Raw genomic sequence first — 20,519 nt, forward strand, 5'->3', positions numbered from 1 at the left:
GCGAAGGGGTGCCCGGCCGTCGCAGGATCAGCTGCGGGGCTTCTCCTGCATCTCGTAGGTGGTGATGAGGTCCTCGAGCTGGAGGTCGTTGAAGGACCCCAGGTTGATGCCGCACTCGTAGCCCTCGCGGACCTCGGTGACATCGTCCTTGTAGCGTCGCAGACCGGCGATCTCGATGTTCTCCGCGATGACCTTGCCGCCGCGGGTGATGCGCGCCTTGGCGCCGCGCTTGATGAGGCCGCCGCGCACGATCGAGCCGGCGATGTTGCCGAACTTGGAGGAGCGGAAGATCTCGCGGATCTCCGCCGAGCCGAGCTCGACCTCCTCGTACTCCGGCTTGAGCATGCCCTTGAGGGCCTGCTCGACCTCGTCGATGGCGTTGTAGATGACCGAGTAGTACTTGATCTCCACGCCCTCGCGGTCGGCGTACTCCGCGTTCAGGCCCTCGGCCCGGACGTTGTAGCCGATGATGACCGCGTCCGAGGCGACGGCGAGGTTGATGTTGTTCATCGTGATCGCGCCGACGCCGCGGTCGATGATCCGCAGGTCCACGCCCTCGCCGACATCGATGCCCAGCAGCGACTCCTCCAGAGCCTCGACGGCACCGGCCGCGTCGCCCTTGAGGATGAGGTTGAGGGTCTCGATCTTGCCGTCGGCGACGTGCTTGTTGAGGTCCTCGAGCGAGATGCGCTTGCGGGCCTTGGAGAGCGAGGCGGCGCGCTTGGCGGCCTCCCGCTTCTCGGCGATCTGACGGGCGGTGCGCTCGTCCTGGGCGACCAGGAAGGAGTCACCGGCGCCGGGCACCGAGGTGAGGCCGAGGACCTGCACCGGGCGGGACGGACCCGCCTCGGTGACGTTCTCGCCGTTCTCGTCGAGCATGGCGCGCACTCGGCCGTGGCCGATGCCGCACACGATCGCGTCGCCGACCCGCAGGGTGCCCTGCTGGACGAGCACGGTGGCGACCGGGCCGCGTCCCTTGTCCAGGTTCGCCTCGATGGCCACGCCGCGCGCGTCCTTGTCGGGGTTCGCCGAGAGCTCGAGGGAGGCGTCCGCGGTGAGCAGCACCGCCTCCAGCAGGTCGTCGATGTTCAGGTTCTCGCGAGCGGAGACGTCGACGAACATCGTCTCGCCGCCGTACTCCTCGGCGATCAGGTTGTACTCGGTCAGCTGCTGCCGGATCTTCTCCGGGTTCGCCTCGGGCTTGTCGATCTTGTTGACCGCGACCACGATCGGCACGTTCGCCGCCTGGGCGTGGTTCAGCGCCTCGATCGTCTGGGGCATCACGCCGTCGTCCGCCGCGACCACGAGGATCGCGATGTCGGTGACGTCCGCACCACGGGCACGCATGGCGGTGAACGCCTCGTGGCCCGGGGTGTCGATGAAGGTGAGCTGTCGCTCGGCGCCCTCGTGCTCGACGTCCACCTGGTACGCACCGATGTGCTGGGTGATGCCGCCGGCCTCGCCCGCACCGACCTTCGCCTTGCGGATGGTGTCCAGCAGGCGGGTCTTGCCGTGGTCGACGTGACCCATGACGGTGACGACCGGGGGCCGCGGCATGCGGTCCGCCTCGTCCTCCTCGGCGAGCTCCGCGTCGAGGTCGATGTCGAACTGCTCGAGCAGCTCGCGCTCCTCGTCCTCCGGGGAGACGATCTCGATCTTGTAGCCGAGCTCGTTGCCGAGCAGCTCGAAGGTGTCCTCGTCCAGCGACTGGGTGGCCGTGGCCATCTCGCCCATCGCGAAGAGCACCGTGATCAGCGACGCGGGGTTGACGTCGATGCGATCGGCGAAATCGGACAGCGAGGCGCCGCGGCGCATGCGGATGGTCGCGCCGTTGCCGCGGGGCAGCGAGACGCCGCCCGGTGCGGGAGCCTGCTGCTGCTCCCATTCCTGGCGCTTCGCGCGCTTCGACTTGCGGGAGCGGGCCGGCTTGCCGCCGCGCCCGAAGGCGCCCTGCGTCGCGCCGCGACCGCCGCGACCGCGGGGGCCGGGGCCGCCGCCGGGACGACCGCCCGTGCCGCCGCCACCGCCGGGACGACCGCCGGGGCCGCCGCCGCGACCGCGGCCGCCGCCCTGGTTGGCGTCGGCGAGGCCGCCGTGGGAGTGCTGGCGCATGATGCCCGGGGTGGGCATGCCGGGACGGGGACCGCCCTGACGCGGCGCGCCGCCGGGACGGGGAGCGCCCTCACGGGGAGTGCGACCGCCCTGCTCGGCGCCGGCGCCGGCGCCGGCGCCCTGGCCGGGACGCGGCGGACGCTGGCCCGGACGGGGCATGCCCTGCGAGGTGGCGAAGGGGTTGTTGCCGGGACGGGGACCGCCCGGACGCGGCCCGCCCTGACCGCCGCCCTGGCCGGGCTTGCGGCCGGGGCGAGGCATGCCCTGCGAGCTGGCGAAGGGGTTGTTGCCGGGGCGCGCGGCACCAGGGCGCGGCGCGGGGCGCTCGTTCCCGGGCTTGGGCGCGGACGGCTTCTCGGCGCCGGGCTTGGGGGCTGGGGCGCCGGGCTTGGCGGACGGACGCGGGGCCTCCGACGCGGGCTTCTCCGCGGCGGGCTTCTCCGCCGCGGGCTCGGCCGGAGCCGCGGCCTTCGGCGTCGGGGCGGCGGGGCCGGGCTTCTGCGGCGCGTTCTGGGGGCCGGGCTTCTGCGCGGCGGGGGCCTCGGCGGCGGGCTTCTGCGCGGCGGGCTTCGCACCGGGCTTCGGCGCGGAGCCCGGCGTGGGGGCGCCGGAGGTCTTCTTGGGGGCGCCGTCGGCCGCCGGGAACTCCTGGCGCAGACGACGGGCGACGGGTGCCTCGATGGTCGAGGAGGCGGATCGGACGAACTCGCCCATGTCCTGCAGCTTCTGCAGGACGACCTTGCTGGGCTGTCCGAGCTCCTTGGCGAGCTCGTGGACGCGGACCTTAGCCACTTTTCTCCTGTCTCGGTCCGGCCGACAAGAGGGCTCGGACCATTAGTTCCTGAGGGTGCTCATGAGTGAGTACTCATCGGATGTCCATGGGTGCTTCTACCTGTTCCACGTACGGGTGGGTTCGAAGGCCTCGAGGTCCCGGGCGAGGAGCCCGGTGTCGACCCTGCCGCGGAAGGACCGGGCCGGGCCGCCTCGCCGCAGGGCGAGGTCGAGACATGATGCGTCGGGGTGGAGCCATGCCCCGCGGCCGGGCGCCGATCCCGTGGGATCGACGCGGACGCGTGGGACGACGCCATCGGGAGCGGGCTCCCGGACCAGTCGCACCAGCTGCTCGCGCGGAGCCGCCTGGCGGCAGCCGACGCATGTGCGCTCGGGGCGGTGTGCGGTGGAGCGTGCGATGACGCGACCTCCTCCGTTCCGAGCGCCTCCGCCCGGACGGGAGGGCGGTCGACGGGGGTCGATCGCGGTCTCCACTGGGCGAACAGCCTCCCCAGTGTAGCGGACGGGTGCGTCCCGGGCCGCAGCGGGGAGGCGTGCGACACACCTCGGCGTCCCGCGGGCCCCGCGGTGCGGGCCCCTGGGCCCGTGGCTCGTGCCCCGGGGATCGGCGGCGGACGCCGGGCCGCGCGGAGCTCAGCCCTCGGCCGGCACCTCGCCCCCGCCCTCGGGGCGGATGTCGATCTTCCAGCCCGTGAGCTTCGCAGCCAGGCGGGCGTTCTGCCCGTCCTTGCCGATCGCCAGGGAGAGCTGGTTCTCGGGGACCACGGCGCGCACGGCCCGGCCCACCTCGTCGATCACGGTGACGGAGGAGACCTTCGACGGGGAGAGGGCGCCGGCGACGTACGCCGCGGGGTCCTCGTCGAAGTCGACGATGTCGATCTTCTCGCCGCCGAGCTCGTTCATCACCGAGCGGACGCGCGCGCCCATCGGGCCGATGCAGGCGCCCTTCGCGTTCACGCCCGGGACCGTGGCGCGCACCGCCATCTTGGTGCGATGGCCGGCCTCGCGGGCGAGCCCGGCGATCTCGACGGTGCCGTCGGCGACCTCGGGCACCTCGAGCGCGAACAGCCGGCGCACGAAGTTCGGGTGGGAGCGCGAGAGCATGATCTGCGGGCCCTTCGGGCCGCGGCGGACCTCGGTGACGTAGGCGCGCAGCCGTCGGCCGTGGGAGTAGTCCTCCCCCGGCACCCGCTCGTGCGGGGGCAGGACGGCCTCGACCTCGCCGAGATCGACCAGCACCATGCGCGGGTCGCGACCCTGCTGGATGATGCCGGAGACGATGTCGTCCTCGCGGTCGGCGTAGGTGCCCAGCACCGCGTCGTCCTCGAGGTCGCGGATGCGCTGGAAGATGACCTGGCGCGCGGTGCTCGCGGCGACGCGGCCGAAGTTCTCCGGGGTGTCGTCCCACTCCTCGAGGACCACGCCGTCGGCGTCGCGCTCGCGGGCGATGACGGCGACCTCGCCGGTGCGCTCGTCGATCAGCACCTCGGAGTCGCGGACCGGATGGTCCGTGTGCAGGTAGGCGGCGTGCAGCGCCGAGCGGATCGCGTCCAGCAGCACGGGCAGGCTGATCTCGCGCTCGCGCTCGAGGGCCCGCAGGGCACCCATGTCGATGTCCATCTCAGCTCTCCTTCGTCGCGGTGGTCCCCGCGGTGTTCTCGGCGGTCGTGGTGTCCGGGGCGGCGAGGCCGGCCCCGGGGAGGTCGGCGGCGGCGTCGGCCAGCAGCTGCTCGAGGTCTTCCGGCGGGTCGAACTCGACCTCGACCCGTGCCGCGTCGAGCTCGTCGATCCGCAGCGCGAGGCGCTCGGCGGTGCCGGCGGGGAGCTTCCGGGGCCGGCCGCGGTCGTCCCGGCCGGGCTCCTGGCGCAGGTGCAGGGTCTCGCCGTCGACGGCGAGCAGCCGGGCACGGTGCTCGGTCCCGGCGGCGGTGCGCAGGGCGAGGAGGCGGCCGCGGCTGCGGCGGAAGTGGCGGGGCGCGGTGAGGGCGCGCTCGACGCCGGGGGTGGTGAGCTCCAGCAGCACCGGCTCGGGGCCCAGCAGGGAGTCGTCGGCGTCGATCCGGGCTGACAGCTCGCGGGAGGCCTCGGCGACGGTGTCGAGGTCGGCGCTGCCGAGCTCGTCCTCGGGCTGGTCCACGACCAGGCGCAGGCGCGGCATCCCGCCCTCGCGCCCCAGCTCGACCTCCTCGAGCACGAGCCCGTGGGCGTCCAGCACGGCGGCGGCGGCCTCCCGCAGGTCGGTGTGGTCCTCGAGTGCGCTCATGGACTGATCGCCTCCTGCTCATATGGGTGACTTCGCCGCCCGGGACGTGCCCCTGAGCGTCGGCACCAGGATAGTGTCCGCGCGGCGTCCGCGCTGTCCCGGGGCACGCGGATGCGAGAATCCTCCCGTGCCCGACTCCCTCCGCCCCTCCGATCTCCCTGCCCTGCTCGGCCGGCGGCGCCTGCTGCGCACCTCCGTCCTCGCCCTCGCGGCGGGAGCGCTCGGCGCGGGGACGCTCGGCGGCTGCGGACGGATCGCCCTGGGCGGCCCCGAGGAGTACACCCCTCCCCCGCCGGGCATCGACGACCTCTACCGCCCGGACCTGCTGGCCCTGCTCGAGCGGGCGATCGCCGGGGCCGAGGCGCTCACGAGCACCTCGAGCGGCGGGGACCCGGCACTGGCCGCGGACCTCACCGTGCTCGTCGCGGCGCTGCCCGTGCAGCGTCGCGCCCTGCTCACCGGGGCGGAGCAGGAGCGGGAGGTCGAGGCGTCCGAGGACCCCGATCCGGAGGCGACCACGGCGCCCGACCCGACGGACGTCCCCGACGACCTCCCTGCGCTGCTCGCCGTCCTGGTCGAGCTGCGGGACCTCGCGGCCGACGCCTCCCGCCAGGTCTCCGGCTCCCTCGCACGTGCGACCTCCGCGCTCGCCGCGCACTCGACCTGGATCGCGCTGCGCCTGCGCACCTCGTCGGGGACGGGAGAGGTGCCCGCCTCCCCGTCGGCCGAGGACCTCGTGCCGCGCCGCGACGTGCCCGCCACGGATCCGCCCTCGATCGGGGCGGAGGAGGACTACCGCAGCGCGATCGAGCGGGCCCAGCAGGAGGAGTGGTACGCGGGCTACGTCCACGAGGTGCTCGCCGCGCGCTCGGAGGGCGAGGAGCGGGAGGCGCACCTGGCGCGGACCGAGCTGCACCGCACCCGTGCCGACCAGCTCGCCGCCGTCGCCGAGGAGGACGGCGCACCCGTGGTGGTCCGTCAGGCGGTCTACGGGCTGCCCGGCGGTCAGCTCGACGAGGCCACCGCCGGCACGCTCCCGACGACGCTCTCCCAGGGGCTCCTGCTGGACCATCTCGCGCTCACGGGCGCCGCGCCCTTCGAGCGGCGGCCGCTGTCCATCGCGGCGGCCCTGGCCGAGGCGGAGCTGCTGGCCGGACGGGTCGACCGGATGGACCCGCTGCCGGGCCTGGTCGCCGAGGACCCGCCGCCCGCGGACGGCTGAGCGCCGCCGCGGACGGACGCGGTCAGGCCCCGCGTACCTCGGCGAGGACGGCGCCCACGACCTCCGCCGGGGAGACCTCGCGGATCGTGCCGCTGGCCCGGTCGCGCACCTCGACGGTGCCCTCGGCCAGGCCCCGCCCGATCACCAAGGAGGTGGGCACGCCCAGCAGCTCGGCGTCCTTGAACTTCACGCCCGGGGAGACCTTCGGCCGGTCGTCGTAGAGGACCTCGAGGCCGCGTGCCTCGAGCTCCGCGGCAACCCGCTCGGCCTCCTCGAAGACGGCCGCGTCCTTGCCGGTGGCGACGATGTGCACGTCGGCCGGGGCGAGCTGCCGCGGCCAGACCAGGCCCTTCTCGTCGTGGTTCAGCTCGGCGATCGCGGCGACCGCGCGGGTGACGCCGATGCCGTAGGAGCCCATGGTCACGACCACGGACTTGCCGTTCTCGTCGAGGACCTTCAGCCCCAGCGCCTCGGCGTACTTCCGGCCGAGCTGGAAGATGTGCCCCATCTCCATGCCGCGGGTCAGGCGCAGCGGGCCCGAGCCGTCGGGCGCCGGGTCGCCGTCGCGCACCTCGGCCGCCTCGATGGTGCCGTCGGAGGTGAAGTCGCGGCCGTAGACGAGGTCGTAGGCGTGCTTGTCCTTCTCGCCGGCGCCGGCGACCCAGGAGGTGCCGGGCACGACGCGGGGGTCCACGAGATAGCGGATCCCGGACGGCGCCTCCAGGCCCAGGCCCTCGGGGCCGATAAAGCCCTTCTTCAGCACGGGATGCGCGGCGAAGTCCTCGTCGGTGAAGGCGGTCGCGATCGCGGGGGCGACGGCGGCCTCGAGGCGCTTGGGGTCGACCTCGCGGTCACCGGGCAGCGCGATGACCAGCGGCTCGGTGGTGCCGTCGGGGTGGGTGAGGAGGTAGACGAGGTGCTTGAGCATCTCGTGGCGGGTCCACTGCCCGTCCTCGGCGACGCGGCCCTTCCCGGGGAAGGCCTCGTTGGAGAGGTCGGTGAGCTTCGCGATGGTGCTCGCGCCGGGGGTGTCCTCCAGGTGCATCGCGGGCAGGGCCGCGATGGCGGCCTCGTCCAGTGCCTCCGGGGGCAGGGTGGTGACGGCCTCGACGTTCGCGGCGTAGCCGCCGTCGGAGACGACGAAGGTGTCCTCGCCGACCTCCGTGGGGTGGAGGAACTCCTCGGAGCGGGAGCCGCCCATCGCGCCGGCGTCGGCCTGGCAGATCACGGTGGGCAGGCCGAGGCGCTCGAAGGTGCGCTGGTAGGCCAGGCGCTGCTTCTCGTAGGAGGCGTCGAGCCCGGCATCGTCCACGTCGAAGGAGTAGGCGTCCTTCATGATGAACTCGCGGGTGCGCAGCAGGCCCGCGCGGGGACGCGCCTCATCGCGGAACTTGGTCTGGATCTGGTACAGCATCGCCGGGAGGTCCTTGTACGAGGAGTACAGGTCCTTCACCGTCAGGGTGAACATCTCCTCGTGGGTGGGGGCGAGGAGGTAGTCGTCCTCGCGACGGTCCTGGAGCCGGAACAGCGTGGGCCCGTACTCCTCCCAGCGGCCGGTCGCCTCGTAGGGCTCGCGCGGCTGGAGCGCGGAGAAGAGCACCTCCTGGCCGCCGATCGCGTCCTGCTCCTCGCGCACGATCTGCTCGACCTTCCGCAGCACCTTCAGGCCCAGCGGCAGCCACGTGTACACCCCGGCGGCGGAGCGGCGGATGTAGCCCGCGCGCACCAGCAGCCTGTGGCTGGCGACCTCGGCGTCGGACGGGTCCTCCCGCAGGGTGCGGACGAACAGCGTGGACAGACGGAGCATGGGGCGGCCTTTCGGGATGCGAGGGGGCGCGAGCCGGCGATGGGCCGCGCGGGGCCATGCTACTGGTCGGCGCGGTCCCGACGCGGCGAGGAGTGACGCTGCGGACGTGCATGCGGCGCTGCTGCGGCCCGTCGGTACGCTGACGGCATGCAGCGACGACAGCGGCAGGCCACCGCCGCGGCGGGAGCGGCGCGCGAGGCACGAGGAGGACCGGCGGGCGCCGGTCCTCCGAGCCGACGGCGGCTCCTGCGCGGCGCGGGCGCCGTCGCCGGTCTCGGCGTGCTCGGGGCGCTCGGCGCCGGCGCGGTCGCGGCAGGGCGCTCGACCTGGAGCGCCGTCGACCCGCGCACCGAGATCCCGCTGCACGCCGGGACCGTCGCCGTCGGCGCCGACGGCGAGCGGGTGCTCGTCGGCGGCTGCGCCCCCGACCTCGCCCTGAGCCCCGGCACCCGCCTCGCCGCCGCGCTGCCGGAGCACTCGCCCGCCCGGGACCGCGCCGCGGAGTTCGTCGCACGGACCGCCGCCTGGCGCGAACGGCTGCGCGCACGGCTGACGGAGGGCGGCGGCTCCGCCACGGGGGTCGGCAGCTCCCCCGCCGGGGCCGAGGTCTCCGCCGCGGGGACGAGCAGCTCCGCCGGGGACGCCGACCTGCTCGTCGACCTCGCGGACACCGCGCTCGCGGACCTCTGGGTGCTCGACGACGACCTGCCCGCCCCCGTCGCCGGCTGGACCGCGAACTGGCGGTACGTGTGGCCGCGCGATGCGGCGTTCTGCGCCGTCGCCCTGGCCCGGATCGGCGCGGTCGATCGCGCCGCCGACGTGCTCGCCCATCTCCAGGACCTCCAGCAGGCCGACGGCTGGTTCGAGGCGCGCTACGTGCCCGGCACCGACCGCGCCCCCGATCGCCGTGCCCCGCAGTTCGACGGGACGGGGCTGCTCCTGTGGGCGAGCGCCGAGGCGGTCGCCGCCGCGGGCGCCGGAGGCGGGGCCGTCGCCGACCGGCTCGCACCGCTGGTGACGACCTCGCTCGCGGCGCTGCACCACGCCACCTCGGGCGGGACCGCGCTGCCGCCCGCCTCCCCCGACTACTGGGAGGTGCGCGAGGGCGCCGCGACCCTGTGGGGCGCGGGAGCGACCCTCGCCGGGCTGCGCGCCGGGGCGGAGCTCACCGGCTCCACCGGCGCGGAGGAGTCGGCGAAGGTCTTCGCGCACCTGCTCGAGGGGACCTTCGGGCGCGGCGGCTGGCAGCGCTATCGCGACGGCGGCGGCGCCGACTCCGCACTCGCCCTGTTCGACGCGACGGGCCTGCACGGCATGATCGATCCGGCACGCCTGGGGGCGCTGCGGAGCGAGCTGTCCCGGCCCGCCGGCGGCATCGCGCCGGGCGCGGCCTGGAAGCAGGACGGGATCAGCTGGACCCCGTCGACCAGCCTGCTGGGCCTGGGCCTCGCCCGGGCCGGGGAGCACCGGGCCGCTCGCGAGATCCTCTCCTGGCTCGCCGCGCACCGCACCGAGCAGGGCTCCCTGCCCGAGAAGGTGCTGCACGACGGCCGCCCGGCCCAGGTCGCGCCGCTGGCCTGGACCGCCGCGAACACGCTGCTGGCCCTCGACGCGCTCGCCGCCTGAGCAGCGCACCGACGCGCTCGCGCTCCGCGCCGCGCACCGGGGCGGCGCGATAACTCGCTGGCACCCCGGCCCGGGCGTGCCCTAGCGTGCCCGGCATGGACACCACCGGCACGCCCCACCGCACCGGCGCCGACGACGCACCGGCACGACAGCGCCTCTTCGAGGACAACCGCACCAACTGGGACGACCGCGCCGCGCTCCACGTCGCCTCCGGCTACGGCATCGAGGAGCTCGTGGCCGACCCCTCGCTGATCAGCCCCGAGGTCGCCCAGGACCGCGGACGGCTCGGGGACCTCACCGGACTCGACGTCGTCCACCTCCAGTGCCACCTCGGCACGGACACGGTGAGCCTCTCCCGGCTCGGGGCGCGCCGGACCGTCGGCGTGGACCTCTCCCCCGGCTCCCTCTCCCGTGCCCGGGAGATCGCGGACCGCGCCGGGGCCGGGATCGAGTTCGTCGAGGCGAACGTGTACGACGCCCGGGAGGCGGTGACGGGCGACTTCGACCTCGTGTACACCTCGATCGGGGTGCTGTGCTGGCTGCCCGACGTCGCGGCGTGGGCACGGGTCGTCGCCTCGCTGCTGCGGCCGGGCGGCCGCTTCCTGATCCGCGACGACCACCCGATGTTCATGGCGGTGGGCGACGACGTCTCCGACGGGCTGAGGATCGAGCAGCCCTACTTCCAGCGGGAGCAGCCGATGACCTGGGACCAGGAGGGCAGCTACGTCCCGGTCCCCGAGGGCACGCCCCGCATGACCCACACCGTGAGCCACGAGTGGAACCACTCGATCGGGGAGATCCTCACCGCGCTGCTGCAGGCCGGCCTGGTGCTGGACTCCTTCGAGGAGGTCCCGTTCGCGGCCTGGTGCCCGTGGCCTGATCTGATGGTGCGCGAGGGCGACCGCTACCGGCTCCGGGAGGACCCCGACCGGCTCGCGCTGCAGTACGTGCTGACCGCCCACCGTCCCGGGTCCCCGGGGCACGGCTGAGCGGTTCGGGGCAGGCGGCGCACTCATGACAGCTGTCATGGCGATCTCGTGACCCGGGGCGTCGCAGTGGGGCGCATGCAGCGAGGAGGATGGAGCCATGACCTCGACCCCGCGCTCCCCGCTCCGTCCCCTCGCCCTCTTCATGGGCGTGATGACGCTCGCCTGGGCCTCCAACGCCGTGGAGGCCGCCCCGGCGCCTGCGGCGCTGTTCGCCCTGCTGGGCCTCGCAGTGATCGTCGGCGCAGCGACGATGCGCCGTGCCGGCGACCGCTCACCCGTTGCCCGGAACGCTCCGCGCTCGGCGCCCTCGGTGCCGATCGTCACCGGCCGCACCGCCGGTCTTCTGGCCCTGGTCGAGGTGATCGGGATCCTCGTGACCGTCCTGCTCCTGGCACGGTCCGGTCTCGGGGAGCTGGTGATGCCTGCCGTCGCGGTGGTCGTCGCCGCGCACTTCGCCCTGTTCCTGCGCGTGCAGCGCTCGTGGCTGCACCTGGTCACCTCGGTGCTGGGGATCCTCGGTGCGGGGAGCGCCCTGGTGCTCATCGCCGTCGGCGCGCTCGACCCCGCCACCGGGCGGGCCGTGGCCGGGCTCTCGCTCGCCGCGTGCACGGCGCTCTACGGAATCGTGTTCTGCACCCTCGTCCCCGCCCCGGTGCGGTCGGTCGCCGCCCGCTCTTGAGCACGGCGCGGCGGGCTCAGAACAGGAGCGTGGCCAACTCCCCCACCTGACGGAAGCCGGAGGCGGCGTAGGCGCGACGGGCCGGCTCGTTGAAGTCGTTGACGTAGAGGGAGACCTGCGGGGCGTGGTCGCGGCGCACCTGGGCGACGAGCTCGGCCATCGCGGTGCGGCCCAGCCCGTGGCCGCGACGGTCCGGGCGCACCCACACGCCGTGGATCTGGGCGACGGGGCCGAAGAGCGCGCCGACATCGGCCTTGAACAGCACCTCGCCCTCCTCGACCACCGCATAGGTGCGGCGCTGCCGTATCAGCTCCCCCACCCGGTGACGGTAGGAGCGGCCGCCGTCGCCGAGCAGCGGATCGATCCCGACCTCCTCGCGGAACATCGCCACCGCGGCCGGGAACACGGCCGCCGCGTCCTGCGGCTCGGCGGCCCGCAGTCCCGCGCCGGGCAGCGAGGGCATCAGCGCCGGCGGGTCCGCGAGCAGCAGCGGCTGGCTCCAGCGGTGCTCGCGCACCTCCCGGTCCCAGGAGCGGCCGAGGGTCTCCCACAGCCGTTCGATCGCGGCCCGCTCCCCCACCACCGAGCTGGCCCGGCGCGGCCTGCCCGCCAGATGCGTCCCGAACTCGTCGAGCGCGCGCGGGGTCGCGGACAGCGGCGAGAGGTTCACCCCGTGCCAGAGCACGCCCTCGGGCAGGCGGTCATCGCCCACCAGGGAGAACTCCTGGGCGAGAGAGGCGGAGCGGGCGGTCTCCCGCAGCCGGGCACCGCCGAGCGCGTTGGTGACCGGGTCCCGCAGGGCGAGGACCAGCGCCGCGTCCACGGTGCCGGGGCGCACTGCGCGCAGGCGCCCGCCCCGCCGGAACACGGCCTCAGCCCACGGAGACGGAGGGGGCGCCGCCGGCGGGCACGTCCTCGCCCATCTCGGCGGCGATGCGGTTCGCCTCGGCCAGCAGGGTCTCGACGATGTCCGCCTCCGGCACGGTCTTGATGACCTCGCCCTTGACGAAGATCTGGCCCTTGCCGTTGCCGGAGGCGACGCCGAGATCGGCCTCGCGCGCCTCGCCGGGGCCGTTGACGACGCAGCCCATGACGGCGACGCGCAGCGGGACCTCGAGGTGCTTGAGGCCCTCGGTGACCTCGTCGGCGAGGGTGTAGACGTCGACCTGGGCGCGGCCGCAGGAGGGGCAGGAGACGATGTCGAGCTTGCGCGGCTTGAGGTTCAGCGACTGCAGGATCTGGTTGCCCACCTTGACCTCCTCCACCGGCGGGGCGGAGAGGGAGACGCGGATGGTGTCGCCGATGCCCTCACCGAGCAGGATGCCGAAGGCGACCGAGGACTTGATCGTGCCCTGGAAGGCGGGGCCCGCCTCGGTGACGCCGAGGTGGAGGGGCCAGTCGCCCTCGGCGGCGAGCTGGCGGTAGGCCTCGACCATGATCACCGGATCGTTGTGCTTGACCGAGATGCCGAAGTCGTGGAAGTCGTGCTCCTCGAAGAGGGACGCCTCCCACTTCGCGGAGGCGACGAGGGCCTCGGGGGTGACGCGGTCGCCGGTCATCATGCGCTTGTCGATCGAACCGGCGTTCACGCCGATGCGCAGCGCGGTGCCGTGGTCCTTCGCGGCCTTGGCGATGTCCTTCACCTGGTCGTCGAAGCGGCGGATGTTGCCGGGGTTGACGCGGACGCCCGCGCAGCCCGCCTCGATCGCGGCGAAGACGTACTTGGGCTGGAAGTGGATGTCGGCGATCACCGGGATCGGGGACTTCGCGGCGATCGCGACGAGCGCGTCGGCGTCCTCCTGGCGCGGGCAGGCCACGCGCACGATGTCGCAGCCGGCCGCGGTCAGCTCCGCGATCTGCTGGAGGGTCGCGTTGATGTCGTGCGTCGGCGTGGTGGTCATCGACTGCACGGTGATCGGCGCGTCGCCGCCGACGTACAGGTCGCCCAGCTTCACCTTGCGGGTCTTCCGCCGGGGGGCGAGGACCGGCGGGGGCGTCTTGACGGAGGGGATGCCGAGGCTCACGGAAGTCACCCCTCCATTATGGACCGCCGACGGGCTCTGGCGAGGCGAGGTGCGACACCTCCACCTCTCCTGCACGTACGACGTGGCCGGAGGCACAGCCCGGCGGGTCCGTCGCCCCGTGCGGTCAGGGGAACAGCGTGATCGGCTTGACGATGTCGGCGTAGAGCAGCAGCAGCGTCATCACGATGAACACGAGCGCGACCGCATTGGTCAGCGGGAGCATCCGCGACATGTCGACGGGCCCCGGATCCGGGCGTCCCCGCAGCCGAGCGATCCGGCGTCGGATCCCCTCGAGCAGCGCCCCGGCGACGTGCCCGCCGTCCAGCGGCAGCAGCGGGACGAGGTTGAACACGAACAGCGCCATGTTCAGCGAGGCGAGCATCGAGATCATCGTCCCGACCTTCTCGCGCAGCTCGAAGCCGGGCTCGTCGGCGGAGGCGACCTCGCCGGCCAGGCGGGAGACGCCGACGACGCCGAGCGGTCCGTCCGGGTCCCGCTCGGCGCTGCCGAAGGCGGCCTGGCCCACCTCGTACAGCCGCACCGGGAGGGTCACCACGATCTGTCCGGTGCGCACGAAGGCGTCCCACGCCATCGCGGGCACCTCGGTCGGGGACTGCGGGACGAGGTCGGGGGTGCCGGCCACGCCGAGGAACCCTACCTCCTCGGTGACCAACCTCCCGTCGGCGTCGCGCACCGCGGCGCCGTCCTGGTCCAGGACGGGCCGGGCGTCGATCACGAGGGTCGCCTCGAGCGGGATCTCCCGCCCGTCGCGCTCGACGACGACCTCTATCGTGCGGTCGTCCGCGGCGCGGACGGCCTCGGTGACGTCCTCCCAGCGCGTGATCGGGGCGCCGTCGATCTCGCGCAGTACGTCGCCGGGACGGATCCCGGCCTCGAGTGCGGGGGCCGGGGGCTGTCCCTCGCAGGAGACGTCCGCCGGCGCGTCGGCCGGGACCACGCACTCGGAGACGCTCTGCACCGTCGGCGTCACCGAGGGCAGGCCGATCCCGCTGACCAGCACCACCATCAGCAGCACGGAGATGAGCAGGTTCATGGTGGGCCCGCCGAGCATGACCACGAGCTTCTTCGGCACCGACAGCGCCACGAAGGTGCGGTGGGCGTCCTCGGGCCCGTACTGGGCGGACTCGTACGCCTTCGCGTCCTCGGACATCTCCGTCATCTGCTGGAGCAGGCCGGTGGAGTCCTCGCGGATCGTGCCCTCGGGCTCGCCCTTGTGCGGCGGGTACATGCCGATCATGCGGATGTAGCCGCCCAGCGGGATGGCCTTCAGCCCGTACTCGGTCTCGCCGCGGGTGCGGGAGAGGACCGTCGGCCCGAAGCCGATCATGTACTGGGTGACGCGGACCCCGAACAGCTTCGCGGGGACCAGGTGTCCGATCTCGTGCAGCGCGATCGAGAGGGCGAGCCCCGCCGCGATGACGAGGACGCCGAGCGCGAACAGCAGCATGCTCAGCGCGTCCGGGCCGAGAGGAGCTCGGCCGCGGCGGTGCGTGCCCAGGACTCGAGCTCGAGGAGGGCCCCGACGCCGTCGGCGCGCTCCGCGCGCGGCCGCGTCGGCAGCTCGAGCACCGACCGGATCAGCCCGGTGATGTCGAGGAAGTCGAGGCGCCCGTCGAAGAAGGCGTCGACCGCCTCCTCGTTCACGGCGTTGTACACGGCCATCGCTCCCCCGCCCTCGCGGTGCGCGGCGCGGGCCAGCGCGATCGCGTCGAAGGTGTCCTCGTCCACGGGCTCGAAGGTCCAGGACTGGGCGGCGGAGAAGTCCAGCGGGGCGGCGAGGCCGGGGAGCTTCTCGGGATGGGCCAGGGCCCAGCCGATCGCGTGGCGCATGTCCGGCGGGCTCGCCTGGGCGATCGTGGAGCCGTCGACGAGCGTGACCATCGAGTGGACGATCGACTGGGGGTGGACGACCACCTGCACGCGCTCCTCCGGCAGGTCGAACTGGAAGCAGGCCTCGATCACCTCGAGCGCCTTGTTCACCAGGGTCGCGGAGTTCGTGGTGATGACCCGGCCCATCGACCAGGTGGGGTGGGCGAGCGCCTGCTCGGGGGTGACGCCGTCGAGCTCGGCGCGGGTGCGGCCGCGGAAGGGCCCTCCGGAGGCGGTGACCACGAGGTGGTCGATCTGGTCGTGGCGCACCCCGGCCAGGGCCTGCGCGATCGCGGTGTGCTCGGAGTCGACGGGGAGGATCTGCCCGGGCGCGGCGGCGCCGGTGACCAGGTCTCCGCCGACGACGAGGGACTCCTTGTTCGCCAGCGCGAGCCGGGCCCCGGAGCGGAGCGCGGCGAGGGTGGGCAGCAGGCCGACGGAGCCGGTGATCGCGTTGAGGACCACGTCCTGCGCGCCGAGGGACCCGGCGAGCTCGACGACCGACTCGGCGCCCGCGCTGATCCGGGGCGCAGGGAGGCCGGCGGCGGTGCAGGCCGCCTCGACGGCCTCGCGCACCGCGACGACCCGGGCGGGGTCGGAGACGACGAGCTCGGCGGGGCGGTGCGCGAGCACCTGCTCGGCGACGAGGCCGGGCCGGGTGCCGCCGACGGCGAGGCCGTGGAGGGTCGCGACGTCCCCGTAGCGGGCGAGGACGTCGAGCGCCTGCGTGCCGATGGAGCCGGTGGATCCCAGCAGGACCAGGCGCCGGGGGGCGGCGCCGGTCACGGCACGGAGGCCATCACGTCCGCGACATGGTCGAGGTACACGTCGACCACGGCCTCGCGGTAGCCCTCGGGGCCGCGGCGGCGGCCGAAGGCGGCGCGGCGCACGTCGTCCACGCTCATCGGGTGGCCGTCGGTGAAGTAGGCGACGAGCTGGTCGCACAGGGCGTCGACGTCGCCCTTGTCGTAGGCGGGCTCGCCCTGCGCGGCCGGGGCGAAGCGGTCGCCCGCGGGGCGCTCGAGCCGCTCCTTGAGGGTCTCGGCGCGCTCGGTGAGCTGGGCGACCCATGCCTCCTCGCCCTGGGCGGCGATGGCGTCGTCGCGGGCCTGCAGCGCGAACGCGTCGGAGAGGCGGTCCAGCGCCTCGTCGACCACGCGCATGTCGTAGCCGCCGCGCTCGGTGCCGAAGCTCGCCGCCGTGATGTCGGAGCCGTCGAAGGACGGGTCGCGACCCTCGTAGGCCTTGCGGGCGCGGGAGAGGAACTCGTCGACCTCGCGCATGTCGTATCCGACGCTGAAGCGCGAGACACGCTCGAACGATGTGCTCACCTGGTGGTCCTTCCTCGGTGCTGTCGGTGTCCCACTGTAGCGGCGCGGGAGGGGCGATTCGGGGAGGCGTGCTGGGCTCTGCGGTCCCGGACGGGGCCGGGCCGCAGCGTCAGTCGGCGACGGCCGAGGCGACCGCCTCGACGCGGGCGACGCGCGCCTCGCGGTCCTCGCGGTGGGCGTCGGACTCGATCACCTCGGCGGCGAGCTGGCCGCAGGCGCCGTCGATGTCGGAGCCGCGGGTGTCGCGGATCGTGGCGGAGATGCCGTTGTCCCGCAGGATCTCCACGAAGCGCTTCTCGACCAGGGGATCCGAGGCGGTCCACTTCGAGCCCTTGACGGGGTTCAGCGGGATGGGGTTGACGTGGATCCAGTGCGCCCCGCCCTTGGCGATCAGCCTGTCGGCGAGCAGCTGGGCGCGGTGGGCCTGGTCGTTGATGTCCCGGATCAGCGCGTACTCGATGGAGACCCGTCGGCCGGTGGTCTCGAAGTACTCCCAGGCCGCATCGAGGATCTCGTCGACGTCGAAGCGGGTGTTGATCGGCACCAGCTCGTCGCGCAGCGCATCGTCCGGGGCGTGCAGCGAGACCGCGAGGGTGACCGGGATCTTCTCCGCGGTGAGCTTGCGGACCGCCGGTGCGAGGCCGACGGTGGAGACGGTGATGTGGCGGGCGCCCATCCCGAACCCCTCCGGGGCCGGGGCGTTCAGCCGCTTGCAGGTGGTCGCGACGGGGCGGTAGTTCGCCAGCGGCTCCCCCATGCCCATGAACACGATGTTCGAGACGCGGCCGGGGCCGCCGGGCAGCTCGCCGCTCGCGAGCATCCGGTTCGCGATGCGCACCTGCTCGAGGATCTCGGCGGTGGAGAGGTTGCGGGTCAGGCCCATCTGCCCGGTCGCGCAGAAGGGGCAGTTCATGCCGCAGCCCGCCTCCGAGGAGATGCACAGGGTGACCCGGTCGCTGTAGCGCATCAGCACGGACTCGACCATCGGGCCGTCGAACAGCTTCCACAGGAACTTCTGCGTGGCGCCGTGGTCCGCGCTCTGGCGCGAGACGACGCTCAGCAGCGGCGGGAAGAAGCGGTCCACGAGCTGCTGGCGGAGGTCCTTGGGGATGTCGGTGAGGTCCTCGGGATCCGTGGTGAAGTGCTCGAAGTAGTGCACCGAGAGCTGCTTGGCGCGGAAGCCGGGCAGGCCCATCTCCTTCACCGCCTCGATCCGCTCCTCGAGCGTGAGATCGGCCAGGTGCGCCGGCGGCTTCCCACGACGGGTGGGACGCAGCTGCAGCTGGCCGGGGGCGAGGGCGACCTTCTGCCCGGGGACGGCCTCGCGGGAGAGGTCGGGGTTGCTCGTCCCTGCGGCAGGGGTGCGAGGCGGGGTCTCGTTCATGGCAGCAGTACCTCCAGCATGACGTAGGTGGTGGGGGCGGCCAGGAGGATCGAGTCCACCCGGTCCAGCACGCCCCCGTGGCCGGGCAGCAGGTGCCCCATGTCCTTGATCCCGAGGTCCCGCTTCAGCAGGGACTCGGCGAGGTCCCCGCAGGTGGAGACCACGACCAGCACCGCACCGATCGCGACTCCCACCCACCAGGGCAGCTCGAGCGCGAGCACCGCGATCAGGGTGACCATCGCGGTGCCGAGCACGAGCGAGCCCGCGAAGCCCTCCCAGCTCTTCTTCGGGCTGATGCCGGGCGCCATCGGGTGGCGGCCGAAGAGCACCCCGGCGATGTAGCCGCCGACGTCGTTGCCGACGGGGCCGAGCACGGCGAGCAGCACCAGCATGGCTCCCTGGTCCCGCTGCATCAGCAGGAGCAGGAAGCAGCCGAGGAAGGGCACCCAGGCCAGGGCGAACACTCCCCCGGCGACGTCGCGCAGGGCGGTCAGGCCCATCGACTCGCTGACCCGCCACAGGATCAGCACGCAGACCGCGGCGGCGGTGGAGAGCATCAGCCCCTCCGCCCCGAACACGACCGTCGAGACGACCATCCCGATCACGCCGACCAGCAGCGGCACGGCCGGGACCTCGAGCCCTCCGTGGGCGAGCGCCCGGGTGAGCTCGAGCACCGCGGCGACCATCGCGATGGCGGCGACGACCGGGAACGCCTGCGGCACCACCAGCACGGACAGCGCCAGCACCGCCACGAGCGCGAGGCCGACGCCGATCGCGGCGGGGAGGTTCCTGCCGGGGCCGCGCCGCTTGGCGTGCTCGCCTTCCGGCGCGACAGCGACCGCCTCGACGGAGGTCGAGGCGGTCGCTGCGGCGGGGTCCGGCGCGGAGGTGCTCATCGCGGAGCGCTCACGGTCTGCACGGCGGGGCGGTGGCTCCGCGGCTCAGACGGTCTCGAGCTCGGTCTCCTTGAGGGCGAGCGCCTCGTCGACCTGCTCGATGAACTTCTTGGTCAGGGCCTCGAGGTCCTTCTCGGCGCGTGCGCCCTCGTCCTCGCCGATCTCCCCGTCCTTCACCAGCTTCTCGATGGCCTTCTTCGCATTGCCGCGGGAGCCGCGGATCGCGATGCGGCCGTCCTCGGCCTTGGTGCGGGCGAGCTTGACGTAGTCGCGGCGGCGCTCCTCGGTCAGCGCCGGCAGCACCACGCGCAGGGTGTCGCCGTTGTTGGTGGGGTTCACGCCGAGATCGGACTCGCGCAGGGCGGTCTCGGTCGCGGACATCGCCGTCTTGTCGTAGGGGGTGACGATGACGGTGCGGGCCTCGGGGAACTGCAGCGAGGCGAGCTGGTTCAGCGGGGTCGGCGCGCCGTAGTACTCGACCGTGATCCCCTGGAACATCGCGGCGCTCGCCCGGCCGGTGCGGATCGCGGTGAACTCGTCCTTGGTCACCTCGACGGTCTTGGTCATCTTGGACTGGGCGTCCTTCAGGATGCTCGCGGTGTCGTCGCTCACGGGGTGCTCCTCGGTTGTCGAAGGGTGTTCGGGTCCATTGTCCCGCACGTCGCGGCGTCCGGGCGCCGCGACCTGCGGGCCGGTGTCACTTGGTGACGACGGTGCCGATCCGGTCGCCGCGCATCGCCCGGGTGATGTTCCCCGGGGTGTCGAGGCCGAAGACCATCATCTGCTGGGCGTTGTCCATGCAGAGGCTGAAGGCGGTGGAGTCCACGACCTTGAGGCCGCGCTGGAGCGCGTCGCCGTAGGTGACGTGCTCGAGCTTCGTGGCGTCGGGGTTGGTGCGGGGGTCGGCGTCGTAGACGCCGTCGACGCCGTTCTTCGCCATCAGGACCTCCTCGCAGCCGATCTCGAGCGCGCGCTGGACGGCGACGGTGTCGGTGGAGAAGTAGGGCATGCCGGCGCCCGCGCCGAAGATGACCACGCGCCCCTTCTCCAGGTGGCGCACCGCGCGCAGCGGGATGTACGGCTCGGCGACCTGGCCCATCTCGATCGCGGTCTGGACCCGGGTGGAGACCCCGCGCTGCTCGAGGAAGTCCTGCAGGGCCAGGCAGTTCATGACCGTGCCGAGCATGCCCATGTAGTCCGCGCGACGGCGGTCCATGCCGCGCTGGGACAGCTCGGCGCCGCGGAAGAAGTTGCCGCCGCCGACGACTATCGCGCACTGGACGCCCTGGGCCACGCCCTCGGCGATCTCCGCCGCGATGCGGGAGACCACATCGGGGTCGACGCCCACGGCGCCTCCGCCGAAGGCCTCGCCCGAGAGCTTCAGGAGGACGCGTCGCCCGTCCTGTCGCTTGGGCAGAACAGGGATGGGGGACGTGAACGTCTGGGTCATGGGAGGGGTCCTTCCGCGCGGGGTCCTCGGCGATGATACCGGCGCGGGCCCCCC

General features: G+C 73.6%; 18 protein-coding genes. 4 read left to right on the forward strand and 14 right to left on the reverse strand.

Annotated features, from left to right (window positions below; all coding sequences use genetic code 11):
• Window positions 1–27: 27 nt before the first annotated feature.
• The 4 genes from infB to DS079_RS01750 all read right to left on the reverse strand — a co-directional run bounded on the left by infB (window position 28) and on the right by DS079_RS01750 (window position 5,167).
• On the reverse strand, window positions 28–2,904 hold the full coding sequence (gene infB / locus DS079_RS01735; protein WP_126984568.1) for a translation initiation factor IF-2: 2,877 nt from the start codon (window positions 2,902–2,904) through the stop codon (window positions 28–30).
• A gap of 96 nt (window positions 2,905–3,000) precedes the next feature.
• Window positions 3,001–3,378, reverse strand: coding sequence for a YlxR family protein (locus tag DS079_RS17560; protein WP_255351700.1), 378 nt, complete (start codon window positions 3,376–3,378; stop codon window positions 3,001–3,003).
• A 159-nt stretch (window positions 3,379–3,537) separates the two neighbouring features.
• Window positions 3,538–4,524, reverse strand: a complete 987-nt coding sequence (gene nusA, locus DS079_RS01745; RefSeq protein WP_126984569.1) for a transcription termination factor NusA — start codon at window positions 4,522–4,524, stop codon at window positions 3,538–3,540.
• 1 nt (window position 4,525) lies between these two features.
• The gene (locus DS079_RS01750) at window positions 4,526–5,167 is read right to left on the reverse strand and encodes a ribosome maturation factor RimP (protein ID WP_126984570.1); all 642 of its coding nucleotides are present in this window, start codon (window positions 5,165–5,167) and stop codon (window positions 4,526–4,528) included.
• A 127-nt stretch (window positions 5,168–5,294) separates the two neighbouring features.
• On the opposite strand from DS079_RS01750, the gene DS079_RS01755 reads away from it, so the two are divergent.
• Window positions 5,295–6,389 carry a DUF4439 domain-containing protein gene (locus DS079_RS01755; RefSeq protein ID WP_126984571.1) on the forward strand — a complete coding sequence of 365 codons (1,095 nt, stop codon included), beginning with the start codon at window positions 5,295–5,297 and terminating at the stop codon, window positions 6,387–6,389.
• Window positions 6,390–6,411: 22 nt separating this feature from the next.
• On the opposite strand, the gene DS079_RS01760 is transcribed toward DS079_RS01755, so the two are convergent.
• Window positions 6,412–8,196, reverse strand: a complete 1,785-nt coding sequence (locus DS079_RS01760) for a proline--tRNA ligase (RefSeq protein WP_126984572.1) — start codon at window positions 8,194–8,196, stop codon at window positions 6,412–6,414.
• Window positions 8,197–8,343: 147 nt separating this feature from the next.
• Between DS079_RS01760 and DS079_RS01765 the strand changes: the two genes are divergently transcribed.
• The 3 genes from DS079_RS01765 (at window position 8,344) to DS079_RS01775 (ending at window position 11,490) form a co-directional block, all read left to right on the forward strand.
• On the forward strand, window positions 8,344–9,822 hold the full coding sequence (locus DS079_RS01765; protein WP_126984573.1) for a glycoside hydrolase family 15 protein: 1,479 nt from the start codon (window positions 8,344–8,346) through the stop codon (window positions 9,820–9,822).
• 95 nt (window positions 9,823–9,917) lie between these two features.
• Window positions 9,918–10,811, forward strand: coding sequence for a class I SAM-dependent methyltransferase (locus tag DS079_RS01770; RefSeq protein ID WP_126984574.1), 894 nt, complete (start codon window positions 9,918–9,920; stop codon window positions 10,809–10,811).
• Between the two features lie 97 nt (window positions 10,812–10,908).
• Entirely contained in the window at window positions 10,909–11,490 is a 582-nt protein-coding gene (locus DS079_RS01775) for a hypothetical protein (RefSeq protein WP_126984575.1), read from the forward strand.
• 16 nt (window positions 11,491–11,506) lie between these two features.
• Here the strand turns inward: DS079_RS01775 and DS079_RS01780 are convergent, their stop codons facing one another.
• The 9 genes from DS079_RS01780 to pyrH all read right to left on the reverse strand — a co-directional run bounded on the left by DS079_RS01780 (window position 11,507) and on the right by pyrH (window position 20,465).
• Window positions 11,507–12,358: a GNAT family N-acetyltransferase gene (locus DS079_RS01780; protein ID WP_126984576.1), complete on the reverse strand. Its 852-nt coding sequence runs from the start codon at window positions 12,356–12,358 to the stop codon at window positions 11,507–11,509.
• A gap of 4 nt (window positions 12,359–12,362) precedes the next feature.
• The gene (ispG, locus tag DS079_RS01785) at window positions 12,363–13,523 is read right to left on the reverse strand and encodes a flavodoxin-dependent (E)-4-hydroxy-3-methylbut-2-enyl-diphosphate synthase (RefSeq protein ID WP_126984577.1); all 1,161 of its coding nucleotides are present in this window, start codon (window positions 13,521–13,523) and stop codon (window positions 12,363–12,365) included.
• A 115-nt stretch (window positions 13,524–13,638) separates the two neighbouring features.
• Window positions 13,639–14,982 carry a M50 family metallopeptidase gene (locus tag DS079_RS01790; RefSeq protein WP_126984578.1) on the reverse strand — a complete coding sequence of 448 codons (1,344 nt, stop codon included), beginning with the start codon at window positions 14,980–14,982 and terminating at the stop codon, window positions 13,639–13,641.
• Window positions 14,983–14,984: 2 nt separating this feature from the next.
• A complete protein-coding gene (gene dxr / locus DS079_RS01795; protein ID WP_126984579.1) occupies window positions 14,985–16,190 on the reverse strand; it encodes a 1-deoxy-D-xylulose-5-phosphate reductoisomerase in 1,206 nt (401 codons plus the stop codon).
• A complete protein-coding gene (locus DS079_RS01800; protein ID WP_010551362.1) occupies window positions 16,187–16,735 on the reverse strand; it encodes a DivIVA domain-containing protein in 549 nt (182 codons plus the stop codon). Before DS079_RS01800 ends, dxr begins: the two co-directional genes overlap by 4 nt.
• 109 nt (window positions 16,736–16,844) lie before the next feature.
• Window positions 16,845–18,119 (reverse strand): dual-specificity RNA methyltransferase RlmN, encoded by a 1,275-nt coding sequence (gene rlmN / locus DS079_RS01805; RefSeq protein ID WP_010551361.1) that lies wholly within the window; start codon window positions 18,117–18,119, stop codon window positions 16,845–16,847.
• Window positions 18,116–19,015 carry a phosphatidate cytidylyltransferase gene (locus DS079_RS01810; RefSeq protein ID WP_126984580.1) on the reverse strand — a complete coding sequence of 300 codons (900 nt, stop codon included), beginning with the start codon at window positions 19,013–19,015 and terminating at the stop codon, window positions 18,116–18,118. The genes rlmN and DS079_RS01810 overlap by 4 nt, the downstream gene beginning before the upstream one ends.
• Before the next feature lie 45 nt (window positions 19,016–19,060).
• The gene (gene frr, locus DS079_RS01815; RefSeq protein WP_010551359.1) at window positions 19,061–19,627 is read right to left on the reverse strand and encodes a ribosome recycling factor; all 567 of its coding nucleotides are present in this window, start codon (window positions 19,625–19,627) and stop codon (window positions 19,061–19,063) included.
• A gap of 85 nt (window positions 19,628–19,712) precedes the next feature.
• Window positions 19,713–20,465 (reverse strand): UMP kinase, encoded by a 753-nt coding sequence (pyrH, locus tag DS079_RS01820; protein ID WP_062949160.1) that lies wholly within the window; start codon window positions 20,463–20,465, stop codon window positions 19,713–19,715.
• Between the last annotated feature and the right edge of the window lie 54 nt (window positions 20,466–20,519).

The sequence above is a fragment of the Brachybacterium paraconglomeratum genome (genome assembly GCF_003994255.1).
GTDB lineage: Bacteria > Actinomycetota > Actinomycetes > Actinomycetales > Dermabacteraceae > Brachybacterium > Brachybacterium conglomeratum.